Below are 10,917 nucleotides of genomic sequence, written 5' to 3' on the forward strand. Positions count from 1 at the left end.
ATGGGGTCGGGATCGCGGGTCACCGCGCTGCTGGCGGCGGTTGCCGCGATGCTCGCGGCACTGGTCGTCATCGAGATCCGCGCGATCGACCAGATCGAGTCGACCTCGACGAGCGGGATGCCCGTGACGGTCGGCGAGGCCACGCACCGGGCGGGTGTCGGGGCTGCTGCCGCCGCCACGCAGCGGGCGCTCTCCTACGGGTTCGAGGACTTCGACGCGCAGGTGGATGCCGCCACCGAGGAGATGACCGCGGGCTTCGCCGACGAGTACCGGCGTACCACGCTCGAGGCGCGTGACCGGTTCGTCGCCGAGCGCACGACCCAGGAGGTCCGGGTCGTAGGGTCAGGCGTGGTCACAGCCTCCGCCGGCCGCGTGACGGCACTGCTCTTCCTGGACCAGTACGTCGCCAAGGCCGGGTCGGACCCGACCGTCACGCCGTACCGCGCCCTGGCCACCGTGGTGCGCGACGACGGGCGCTGGCTGCTGCAGGACATCGAGACGCGCTGACCGGATGCCCTTGAGACGCACCCGTCCGCGCGCGAGGATCGGCGCGTGCCCGACGACGACAGCCCGGCAGAGCCTGCCGGCACGCCCACCGACACCGACCTGCTGATCATCGGGGCAGGTCCGACCGGGCTCTACGCCGCCTACTACGCGGGCTTCCGCGGGCTGCGGGTCACCGTCGTCGACAGCCTCCCGGAGCTCGGCGGCCAGATCACGGCGATGTATCCCGAGAAGGCGATTCTCGACGTCGCCGGCTTCCCCAACGTCAAGGGCCGCGACCTCGTGGACGGGTTGGTCGCCCAGGCGTCCACCGCCCGTCCCGACTACCTGCTCGACCGCACCGCCGCCACCCTGCGGCACCACGGCGACGCCGTGACCATCGGGATGGACGACGGCAGCGAGGTGACCGCGGGCGCGGTCATCATCACCGCCGGCATCGGCAAGTTCAGCCCGCGACCGTTGCCGGCGGGCGACGGGTGGCTGGGCCGGGGCCTGGAGTTCTTCGTCCCCTCCTTCCAGCCGTACGCCGGCAAGGACGTCGTGATCGTCGGTGGTGGCGACAGCGCGTTCGACTGGGCCCTCCACCTCGAGCCGGTGGCCAGCTCCGTCACCCTCGTGCACCGGCGCAACGCCTTCCGGGCCCACCAGCGGACGGTCGAGGAGGTCCGGGGCTCCTCGGTGGAGATCATCACCCGCGCGCAGGTCACCGCCCTGCGGGGTGAGTCGACCCTGAGCGAGGTGGAGATCACCGTGGACGGCGAGGAGCCCGAGACCCGGCCGGCCCAGGCACTGGTGGCCGCCCTCGGCTTCGTCGCCGACCTGGGCCCGCTGCAGGAGTGGGGGATCGAGGTGCAGAAGCGTCACGTCGTCGTGGACTCCTCCATGCGGACCTCCCTGGAGCGCGTCTTCGCCGCCGGCGACGTCACCGAGTACCCCGGCAAGGTCCGGCTGATCGCTGTCGGCTTCGGTGAGGCGGCCACGGCCGTCAACAACGCGGCGGTGGCGATCGACCCGTCCGCCCACGTGTTCCCGGGCCACTCCAGCGACCAGTAGCCCCCGGGGGACGGTCCGGCGTGTGGCGTCCGCCGCAGCCCCCGTGGCCACGGACGTGATAGGAACACGTGTTCCCCGGGTCACACAGAAAGGCGCCGCATGCGGATCGCACTGCTGTCCTACCGCAGCAAGCCGCACTGCGGCGGGCAGGGCGTCTACGTGCGCCACCTGAGCCGGGAGCTCGCCCGGCTGGGCCACACCGTCGAGGTCTTCTCCGGTCAGCCCTACCCCGAGCTCGACGAGGGCGTGACGCTCACGCCGGTCCCCAGCCTCGACCTCTACCGGGAGCCGGACCCCTTCCGGGTGCCCCGGCTCCGGGAGTTCCGCGACCTCGTGGACGTCGAGGAGTTCCTCACCATGTGCGTGGGCGGGTTCCCGGAGCCCAGGACGTTCAGCACCCGGGTGGCGCGGTTGCTCGCCGACCGGGTGGACGACTTCGACGTCGTCCACGACAACCAGGTCCTCGGGCACGGCATCGTCGACATCGAGCGGAAGCTCGGACTCCCCGTCGTCGCGACGATCCACCACCCGATCACCTTCGACCGCCGGATCGACCTCGCCCAGGCGCCCACGTGGCGCAAGCGGCTCTCCGTCCGTCGCTGGTACGGCTTCGTGAGGATGCAGGCCAAGGTGGCCCGCCAGATGCGCCTGATCCTCACGCCGTCGCAGGCCTCGCGGCGGGACGCTGCCAGGGACTTCGGCGTGGACCCAGAACGGATGCGGGTCATCCTGCTCGGCGTGGACGACCGGTTCGTGCCGCCCACCGAACCGCGGGTCGCGGGCCGGATCATGGCCATGGCCTCGGCCGACGCCCCGATGAAGGGCATCGCCACCCTGCTCGAGGCCTTCGCCAAGCTGCGCGTGGAGCGCGACCTGGAGCTGGTGCTGGTGACCCGGCCGGTCGCCGGTGGCCGGACCGAGCAGCTGATCGACGACCTCGGCATCGCCGACTCGGTCCGCTTCGTCCACGGCCTCTCCGACGACGAGCTGGTCACGCTCATGGGGTCGGCCGAGGTGGCCTGCGTCCCGTCGCTCTACGAGGGCTTCAGCCTGCCCACGGCCGAGCTGATGGCCTGCGCGACGCCGCTCGTGGTCTCCCGGGCGGGAGCGATCCCCGAGGTGGTCGGCGAGGAGGGGGAGTGCGCTGTGCTGGTCGAGCCCGGCGACGTGGGTGAGCTCGAGCAGGCTCTGGCCGGGCTCCTCGACGACCCGGAGCGGCGGTCACGGCTCGGGGCCGCGGGGCGTCAACGCGTGCTCGACCACTTCAGCTGGCACGCCGTCGCCCGCGCCACGGCGGAGGCGTACGCCGAGGCCATCGCCGACCACCAGGAGGAGCGCCGCCGTGCTGACCGTTGACTTCGACCGGCTCGGGCTGCGGCCCGGTGACCGCGTGCTCGACCTCGGGTGCGGGGCCGGCCGGCACGCCTTCGAGATGTACCGGCGGGGTGCCGACGTGGTCGCCTTCGACCAGGACGCCGACGAGCTCGCCGGCGTCCGGGAGCTCTTCGCCGCCATGAGGGAGGCCGGCGAGGTCCCGGACGGGGCCGAGGCGGACGTCAAGGAGGGTGACGCGCTGGCCCTGCCCTTCGCGGACGGCGAGTTCGACCGGGTGGTCGCCGCAGAGGTACTCGAGCACATCCCCGACGACATCGGGGCGCTCCGCGAGCTGGTGCGCGTGACCCGGCCTGGTGGCACGGTGGCGCTGACGGTGCCCCGCTGGTTCCCCGAGGTCGTCAGCTGGAAGCTGTCGGAGGAGTACCACGACGTCCCCGGCGGCCACATCCGCATCTACACCGACAAGGAGCTCGCGTCCAAGGCCGCGGGCGCCGGCCTCGAGGTGACCGGTCACGGCTACGCCCACGGGCTGCACTCGCCGTACTGGTGGATCAAGTGCGCCGTCGGCGTGACCAACGACGACCACCCGCTCGCGCGGGCCTACCACCGGCTGCTGGTGTGGGAGATCATGTCGCAGCCCCGGGTGCTGCGGTGGGCGAGCCGGGTGCTCGACCCGCTGATCGGCAAGTCGCTGGTGCTCTACTGCCGCAAGCCGGAGCGCTCCCGTGATCGCTGACGTCCCCCACCTGGACGGGGTCCTCACCGCCCACGACGTGCGGGCGACCGCCCGTAGCATCGTCGCCGCGCAGGAGCCGTCGGGGGCGATCCCGTGGCGGGTCGGTGGTCACACCGACGTCTGGAACCACGTCGAGTCCGCCATGGGTCTCGTCGCAGCGGGCGAGCGGCGCGCAGCGGAGCGCGCCTACGCCTGGGTCGCCACCGTCCAGCGTCACGACGGGTCGGTCCCGATGAAGATCGTCGCCGGCGAGGTCGAGGACCACAGCGGCGAGACCAACATGTCGGCCTACCTCGCGGTGGGAGTGTGGCACCACTGGCTGGTCCACCGGGACAGCGCCTTCGTACGCCGGTTCTGGCCGGTCGTGCGCCGCGGTCTCGACTTCGTCGTCGGCCTGCAGCTCCCGTGGGGCGGCATCGCCTGGTCTCAGGAGTGGCGTGACGGGCGACCGGACCGGGTCGACGAGGAGGCCCTGGTCGCGGCGTCCTCGAGCATCCACCACGCCCTGCAGGCGGGCACCGCCCTGGCTGGCCTGATGGACGACCCCCAGCCCCACTGGGAGCTGGCCGGTGGTCGCCTGGCCCACGCGCTGCGGGACCACCGCGACCTGTTCCTCGACAAGTCCGAGTTCTCGATGGACTGGTACTACCCGGTGCTCGGGGGTGCGGTGCGCGGTCCGGCCGGCGAGGAGCTGATCGCCTCGCGGTGGGACGCCTTCGTCGTACCCGGGCTCGGGATCCGGTGCGTCAGCCCCAACCCGTGGGTGACGGGTGCGGAGACCAGCGAGCTGGTGCTGGCGCTCGACGCGCTCGGTGACCGGACGCGGGCCGTCGCGCTGCTCCGCGACATGCAGCACCTGCGCCGCGACGACGGGTCCTACTGGACGGGCCTCGTCTTCCCGGAGGACGTCAACTGGCCGGGGGAGCAGACGACCTACACCGCGGCGGCGGTGATCCTCGCCGTCGACGCCCTCTCGGGGACGACGTCCGGGTCGACGATCATGCGGGGGACCACGCTGGGGCCGGCGTTCGCCGAGATCGGCCTCGCCTGCGGCTGTGCCTCAGCCGACCGGGTCGCCCGGCGCTCCTGAGGTCCGGCGCAGCACGCGCATCGAGCCCAGCGCCTCCACCTCGGCGAAGCAGCCCCCGTCCAGCGCGCGGAGGAAGACGTCGTACGGCGGCCTGCCTCCGTCCGCAGGGTCGGGGAAGACGTCGTGGATGACGAGCAGCCCGTCCGGCATCACCCAGGGCGCCCAGCCGGTGAGGTCCTGGTGTGCGTGCTCCTCGGCGTGACCACCGTCGATGAAGAGCATGCTGAGCGGGGTGCGCCAGTGCCGGCTGACGGTCGCCGACTGCCCCACCACGGCCACGACCACGTCCTCCATCCCGGCGCGCTCGAGGGTTCGGCGGAACACCGGCAGCGTGTCCATGAGCTCGGTCTCGGCGTCCACCAGGGTCGGGTCGTGGTGCTCCCAGCCGGCCTGGTTCTCCTCGCTGCCGCGATGGTGGTCGACGGTGAACACGGTGCCGCCGACCTCTCGGGCGGCCGCGCCGAGGTAGATCGCCGACTTGCCGCAGTAGGTCCCCACCTCGAGCACGGGCCCGTGCGGCAGGCGCTCCAGGGCGTACCGGTGCAGCAGCAGACCCTCGTCGTCGGGCATGAAGCCCTTCGCCGCACGGGCGTGGGCGAGCAGGTCGGCCGGCATCACGCCGCGGACTGTAGCCGCGTGCTCACGTCGGGTCCGGTGCCGGTCCGTCGACGTTGACTGTCGGTTCGCCCGTCCCGCACCGGACGATGACCGCCCGGGAGGGCGCGTCACCAGGGTTGGACTCCCGGTGCACCGCGCCGGCCGGGACCCGGAGGAAGTCGCCGGGGCCCGCCTCGACGACGTCGCCGCCCCCGGGGCCGGACTCCAGCCGCATCCGCCCGGCGACGACGTAGAGCGTGGTCTCCGTGGTGGTGCCAGCCGGACACCGCCCCCGGTTCGGTGTCGACGAGCCCGGTCCACATCCCGGCGTCGTGGGAGGCGAGGCGGCGCGCCATCCCGGGAGTCGGGTCGGCCGGTGTGAGCGACTCGGCCGCGACGTGCTCGCACGGGCGGGCCGGGTCGGGGTCGCGCCGCTGGTCCTGAGGCTGCTCAGCCATGCCCTGAGGATACGGAGACACCCACCCCTGTGGGGCGTGGCGGGCGGGGGCGGCAGGTGGCAGGGTGCGTGCATGGCCTCTCGGACGTCCAACATCTGCCTCGACGCGCGCGACCCCCACGCCCAGACCGTGTGGTGGTCCCGGGTGCTCGAGGACTTCGTGCTGGAGGACGAGGCGCCGGCGCCCGACGACGAGGAGTGCGGGCTGAGCGGGCCCGACGACCGCTACCTGCTGTTCCTGAAGGTGCCGGAGCCCAAGACGGTCAAGAACCGGATGCACCTGTGCCTGCGCCCCACCGACCGCAGCCGGGACCAGGAGGTGCAGCGGATCCTGGAGCTCGGGGCCACCATGGTCGACGACCGGCGAGAGGGACCGGACCGTGGTTGGGCCGTCCTGGCCGACCCCGAGGGCAACGAGTTCTGCGTCCTGCGCCCGCTCGGTGAGGGCGCATGACCATGGAGACCGAGAAGGAGATCCTGGTCCGCTACCTGCAGGCCGCGCGTGAGGCGATCCTGTGGAAGCTCGAGGGGCTCGACGACTACGACGTTCGGCGGCCCCTCACGCCGACGGGCACCAACCTGCTGGGCCTCGTCAAGCACCTTGCCAGTGTCGAGCTGGGCTACTTCGTGGGCTGCTTCGGGCGGCAGATCCCGGTGGCCCTGCCCTGGTACGCCGACGACGCGGAGCCGAACGCCGACATGTGGGCGACCGAGGAGGAGTCCCGCGACGACGTCGTCGGCCTCTACCACCTCGCCTGGGCTGAAGCGGCCAAGACCTTCGAGGAGCTCGACCTCGACGCGGAGGGCACCGTGCCGTGGTGGCCGGCCGAGACCAACCGCGTCCCGCTGCGGCTGCTGCTCATCCATGTCATCGCCGACACCAACCGTCACGCCGGGCACGCCGACATCCTGCGGGAGGGCCTGGACGGGTCGGCGGGGCTCCGACGCGACGTCAGCAACCTCCCGGACGAGGTCGACTGGCCGGCCCACGTCGCCCGGTTGGAGGCCGTCGCCGTGTCGTTCGCGGACGAGCCGACCGTCGACAGCTCCAGCCCCGAGGAGGTCGCGCGAGCCCGGGTGCTGGCGGACTACGCGCTCGAGGAGGAGTCGTTGCGCCTCGTGCGTGAACGAGACGTCGGCGACGCGGCGGCGGTCGCCGTGACCTTCGACGGGCCCGACGGTCGGCCACGGCAGGGGTTCGTCGGACTGGACCGCCGCAGCGACGGGCTGTGGCGGACCTCGGCCGGGTTCATGTCCGGCCCGGTCGAGGCCGAGCCCGACGACGTCTTCGCGGCCAACGGCGGTTGGGGCAACGGTCGCCGCAGTGTCCATGGGGGCTGGGTCGCCGACCCCGACGCGGTGACCGCCCGCCTCCTCGACACCAGCAGTGGCGACGTCGTCGACGAGGACCAGGTCATCGACGGCGTCGCCATCCTGATCGCCGAGGGCGGCCACGCCCGACGCGACCTCCAGGCCGAGCTCTACGACGCCGAGGGCCGCAGGCTCCGCTCGGGTCCGGTGACCGGGCGCCACTGACCTGCTCGCCGGCCAACCCTCGGCGCCTCCTCGACGCGATGGAGCGCCTCGAGGCTGGCCGCGGATCAACCTGCTGATCCAGGACATTCGGCGCAACGGAAACGCCGGCATCGGCAAGCCTGAGCACCTCGAGCACGACGTCGCCGGCTACTGGTCACGAAGAATCACGGACGAACACAGGCTCGAGTACAAGCTCACCGACACCGAGGTTCGCATCGCAGCTTGCCGGTACCACTACGGCCGGTGACGTCACCGAACTACGCCAATTGTTCGCCCCAGCGCGCGGCCAACCTTCGACCCTCTGCGGCGTCCACGGCGAGCAGATCCGACAGGCCGATGCCCTGCGTCACCAGCGCCTGGGCAATCTGGTCACCAGCCCAGTAGCCCGCCCGCGCTGGCACATGACCGTGCTCGCGATTCCTGAAGAGTGGTGCGACTCCTTCGTCATCGTCCAGGGTGTCGAGATGATCGAGGACGAGTCGAGCGATGCGAGGCGCTGACACCTCGCATCTCGAAACCCACTCTCCGTGTTCCTCGTCTGACCACAGGTAGGCACTGTCGGAGAAGCCGGGCCGGAGAAGCCGCGTGGTGGTGACCGCCGACCCCTCCACCAGCAGCGCCAGTGCGCTGGTGTACGTGGCATCGCGGGCATCTGCAGAGAGTCTCTGCTGCGCTACGTGGGTCAGTTCGTGCACGACCAGCAGGTCGTCGTACGGCGACAGCCCGAGGTACTCCAGCGCGAGGAAGAGGGTGGGCTGCCCTTCGTGATCGGCCACCCAGCCATTGGAGGAACGGCCGCCAACCATCAAGACGACATTCAGGTCATCTCCGTCAATGAGTCCATGGTCGCGAAAGTCCTGCTCGGCGGTCTGGAGCAACTCGATGGCGCGACCCTCCGCACGGCGCACACTCTCAATGAGTGTGGGCGCCGACTTCGCCGCCTCCACCCGTCGAGCGTGTGAGCCCCACGACCTGTAGTAGACCTCGAACACGGACGGGAACGCCGCCTCGTAGTCTGCGCTCCAGCCTGCGATCCGCTGGTCCGGGTCGCTGAGATGCGCCACGTCAAGCCAGGCATCCACGGTCGAGAGCACACGCACACAGATCACGCTGTCACACCCCGCGCAGACCGCCGCCCTCGCGACGGGCGGCGGCACTCAGACGCAGACCGGACGCACGATCAGACCGCACCCAGCGGGGCCAGGTGGTGTCCACAAGCTCTCTTCGGTCCCGGGTGTGCACACCCTCGGCGGAGGGCATGGCGTTCGATCATGTGTTCGAATAGCGTGGTTGGTATGTCACCGGTCCTCGAGCTTCACGCACCGCCGAGCGGTCATCCGGCCGCGGTGGTGGCGGCGGTGCACGAGGTGCTCGACCGGGTCGAGGTGGCCGGGCTGCCCGCCGACCAGCTCGCCGCGACGGTTACGGAGTGGGAGCGGGCGCTGCACCGGATGGAGGCGATCAAGCTCCGGCTGGTCGCGGCCGCGGAGCGGTCCACGGTGGCCGAGGACGCCGGCTGTGCCTCCACAGGTGCGTGGTTGTCCCGGCAGACCCGGACCGGCACCGCCGCGGCCGCCCGGGAGGTCAGGCTCGCGCGTGACCTCGACGCCCAGCTCCCCGCGACCCGGGCGGCCCTGGGCGCCGGGGAGGTCTCGGCTGAGCACGCCGCCGTGATCGCGCATGCCGCCTCCCGCCTGCCCCGCCACCTCACCGGTGACCAGCGCGCCCGCGTGGAAGACCGGCTGGTCGACCAGGCCCGCCGGGTCGACCCCACCCAGCTGCGCCGCCTGGCCCGCCGCGCCCTGGCTGCCGTCGAACCCGACCCCGCCACCGTCGACGCCCATGAGGACGCCCAGCTGGTCGACGAGGAGAGCGCCGCGCTGGCGAAGACCCGGTTCACCCTCCACGACAACGGCGACGGCACCAGCACCGGCCACTTCACCGTGCCCACCCTGGCCGCCGCGATTCTGAAGAAGGCCGTCGACCAGCTCGCCTCACCCCGCCGCGGCCGGCTCGGCGCCACTACCGCCCAGGCCGGGCGCTCGCCCTCCCCGACCGCCGAAGGGTTCGACTGGCCACGCCGCCACGGCGAGGCCCTCACCAGCCTGCTGGAACGGCTGCCCACCGACCACCTCCACCGCAAGGTCGCCGCCACCGTCATCGTCACGCTCGACGCCGACACCCTGCGCGGCCAGCTCAAGGCCGCCGGCCTCGACACCGGCGACCTGGTCTCCGCCGCCGAGGCCCGCCGCCTGGCCTGCCAGGCCGGCATCCTGCCCGCCGTCCTCGACGGCGCCTCCCAGCTGCTCGACCTCGGCCGCCGCACACGCTTCTTCACCGACACCCAGGCCACCGCCGGCGCCCTCCACCACACCAGCTGCGCCGCCGACGGCTGCGACGTCCCCTACGCCTGGACCGAGCTCCACCACCGACAACCCTGGAGCCACGGCGGCACCACCGACCTCGACCAGATGATCCCCCTCTGCGGCTTCCACCACCGCCGCATCCACGACCGCGGCTACCTCCACCGACACCACCCCGACGGATCCGTCAGGTTCAACCGGCGGACATGAGGCCTTCACCCCCCGTGACACACTGGGCGACCATGCACGTCCAGGGGAGCCGCCGCGGCGAGTCGAGCCCCGGCCCCGACGACGCCGCCGACCAGTTCCGGCACGTCCTGAGCAGGTTCTCCTCCGGCGTCACCGCCGTCACCGGCACCGCACCGTTCGGCCCGGTCGGACTCACCGTGCAGAGCTTCATGTCCCTGTCGCTCGAGCCGCCCCTGGTGGTCTTCGCCGCCTCGCGCACCAGCCGCGCGTGGCCGCACATCCACGAGTCCGGGTCCTACTGCGTGAACCTCCTGGCCGCCAGCCAGGTCGAGCTGGCCGAGCGGATGGCGACGCGGGGTGCGGACAAGTTCGGCGGAGTCGGCTGGCGCCCCTCGACGGTCACCGGGTCCCCGCTCCTCGACGGGGTGGTCGGCTACGTCGACTGCACGATCGAGGCCGTGCACGAGGGTGGTGACCACTACCTCGTCGTGGGGCGCGTCGTCGACCTCGACCTGGTGGAGGACGTCGCGGGTCTCACCTACTTCCAGGGCCGGTACGGCTCCACCGACGGCGCCTGAGAGGCCTTCCCCCATGAACCGGTTCCAGGCGCACACGCACTCCGACGCCACGCTCGCCGCCGACACCGCGGCGGTCTGGGCGGTGCTCACCGACCCCGACCTGCTGGTGCGGATGACGCCCAACCTGACCCGCATCGACACCGACGGAGACCGCTGGACGTGGCACCTGACCCGGATCCCGGTCCTCTCGACGGCCATCCAGCCCTCCTTCACCGAGCGCATGGAGTTCGAGGAGGGGCGCCGCATCGGGTTCACCCACGACGGTGACGAGGAGCGGGAGCGCACCGGTGCCGAGGGGGAGTACCTCCTCACGGCCGAGGGCGACAGGACCAGGGTCGCGATCGACATCACGATCTGGGTCGACCTCCCGCTGCCGCGCGTCTCCCGGCCCGCCGTCCAGTCCACGATGCACGCCTTCCTCGCAGCCACCGGCCGGGTCTTCAGCCGGAACATGCGGCGCCACCTGCGAGGCTGACGGC

At 72.1% G+C, this 10,917-nt stretch carries 14 protein-coding genes; 11 read left to right on the forward strand and 3 right to left on the reverse strand.

All coding sequences use genetic code 11. The features are described 5' to 3' along the window. The 5 genes from K6T13_RS08390 to K6T13_RS08410 all read left to right on the forward strand — a co-directional run bounded on the left by K6T13_RS08390 (nucleotide 1) and on the right by K6T13_RS08410 (nucleotide 4,718). Nucleotides 1-507, forward strand: coding sequence for a hypothetical protein (locus K6T13_RS08390; RefSeq protein ID WP_222898022.1), 507 nt, complete (start codon nucleotides 1-3; stop codon nucleotides 505-507). Nucleotides 508-552: 45 nt separating this feature from the next. Beyond that, entirely contained in the window at nucleotides 553-1,557 is a 1,005-nt protein-coding gene (locus K6T13_RS08395) for an NAD(P)/FAD-dependent oxidoreductase (RefSeq protein WP_222898023.1), read from the forward strand. Between the two features lie 99 nt (nucleotides 1,558-1,656). Next, nucleotides 1,657-2,913, forward strand: coding sequence for a glycosyltransferase family 4 protein (locus K6T13_RS08400; protein ID WP_222898024.1), 1,257 nt, complete (start codon nucleotides 1,657-1,659; stop codon nucleotides 2,911-2,913). Continuing rightward, nucleotides 2,900-3,628: a class I SAM-dependent methyltransferase gene (locus tag K6T13_RS08405; protein WP_222898025.1), complete on the forward strand. Its 729-nt coding sequence runs from the start codon at nucleotides 2,900-2,902 to the stop codon at nucleotides 3,626-3,628. Before K6T13_RS08400 ends, K6T13_RS08405 begins: the two co-directional genes overlap by 14 nt. After that, complete coding sequence (locus tag K6T13_RS08410) at nucleotides 3,618-4,718, forward strand: prenyltransferase (RefSeq protein WP_222898026.1); 1,101 nt, start codon at nucleotides 3,618-3,620, stop codon at nucleotides 4,716-4,718. Before K6T13_RS08405 ends, K6T13_RS08410 begins: the two co-directional genes overlap by 11 nt. Here K6T13_RS08410 and K6T13_RS08415 read toward each other — a convergent pair. Next, nucleotides 4,689-5,333, reverse strand: coding sequence for a class I SAM-dependent methyltransferase (locus tag K6T13_RS08415; RefSeq protein ID WP_222898211.1), 645 nt, complete (start codon nucleotides 5,331-5,333; stop codon nucleotides 4,689-4,691). The genes K6T13_RS08410 and K6T13_RS08415 overlap by 30 nt on opposite strands. A gap of 25 nt (nucleotides 5,334-5,358) precedes the next feature. Next, complete coding sequence (locus K6T13_RS17650) at nucleotides 5,359-5,868, reverse strand: cupin domain-containing protein (protein WP_430228195.1); 510 nt, start codon at nucleotides 5,866-5,868, stop codon at nucleotides 5,359-5,361. On the opposite strand from K6T13_RS17650, the gene K6T13_RS08425 reads away from it, so the two are divergent. The 3 genes from K6T13_RS08425 to K6T13_RS08435 all read left to right on the forward strand — a co-directional run bounded on the left by K6T13_RS08425 (nucleotide 5,846) and on the right by K6T13_RS08435 (nucleotide 7,555). Beyond that, complete coding sequence (locus K6T13_RS08425; RefSeq protein WP_222898028.1) at nucleotides 5,846-6,226, forward strand: VOC family protein; 381 nt, start codon at nucleotides 5,846-5,848, stop codon at nucleotides 6,224-6,226. The two genes, K6T13_RS17650 and K6T13_RS08425, sit on opposite strands and share 23 nt — an antisense overlap. After that, complete coding sequence (locus K6T13_RS08430; RefSeq protein ID WP_249424010.1) at nucleotides 6,223-7,308, forward strand: DinB family protein; 1,086 nt, start codon at nucleotides 6,223-6,225, stop codon at nucleotides 7,306-7,308. The genes K6T13_RS08425 and K6T13_RS08430 overlap by 4 nt, the downstream gene beginning before the upstream one ends. Nucleotides 7,309-7,381: 73 nt before the next feature. After that, a complete protein-coding gene (locus K6T13_RS08435) occupies nucleotides 7,382-7,555 on the forward strand; it encodes a Txe/YoeB family addiction module toxin (RefSeq protein WP_283247958.1) in 174 nt (57 codons plus the stop codon). Between the two features lie 10 nt (nucleotides 7,556-7,565). On the opposite strand, the gene K6T13_RS08440 is transcribed toward K6T13_RS08435, so the two are convergent. Further along, nucleotides 7,566-8,408 carry a hypothetical protein gene (locus tag K6T13_RS08440; RefSeq protein WP_222898029.1) on the reverse strand — a complete coding sequence of 281 codons (843 nt, stop codon included), beginning with the start codon at nucleotides 8,406-8,408 and terminating at the stop codon, nucleotides 7,566-7,568. A gap of 195 nt (nucleotides 8,409-8,603) precedes the next feature. Here K6T13_RS08440 and K6T13_RS08445 point away from each other — a divergent pair, with 195 nt between their 5' ends. The 3 genes from K6T13_RS08445 to K6T13_RS08455 are packed head-to-tail and all read left to right on the forward strand — an operon-like array spanning nucleotide 8,604 to nucleotide 10,913. Continuing rightward, nucleotides 8,604-9,881 carry an HNH endonuclease signature motif containing protein gene (locus K6T13_RS08445; protein WP_222898030.1) on the forward strand — a complete coding sequence of 426 codons (1,278 nt, stop codon included), beginning with the start codon at nucleotides 8,604-8,606 and terminating at the stop codon, nucleotides 9,879-9,881. A gap of 32 nt (nucleotides 9,882-9,913) precedes the next feature. After that, nucleotides 9,914-10,438, forward strand: a complete 525-nt coding sequence (locus tag K6T13_RS08450; RefSeq protein ID WP_249424011.1) for a flavin reductase family protein — start codon at nucleotides 9,914-9,916, stop codon at nucleotides 10,436-10,438. 13 nt (nucleotides 10,439-10,451) lie between these two features. After that, nucleotides 10,452-10,913 (forward strand): SRPBCC family protein, encoded by a 462-nt coding sequence (locus K6T13_RS08455; protein ID WP_222898032.1) that lies wholly within the window; start codon nucleotides 10,452-10,454, stop codon nucleotides 10,911-10,913. Nucleotides 10,914-10,917: the final 4 nt, after the last annotated feature.

The sequence above is a fragment of the Nocardioides coralli genome (genome assembly GCF_019880385.1).
In the GTDB taxonomy this organism is placed as follows: Bacteria; Actinomycetota; Actinomycetes; order Propionibacteriales; family Nocardioidaceae; genus Nocardioides; species Nocardioides coralli.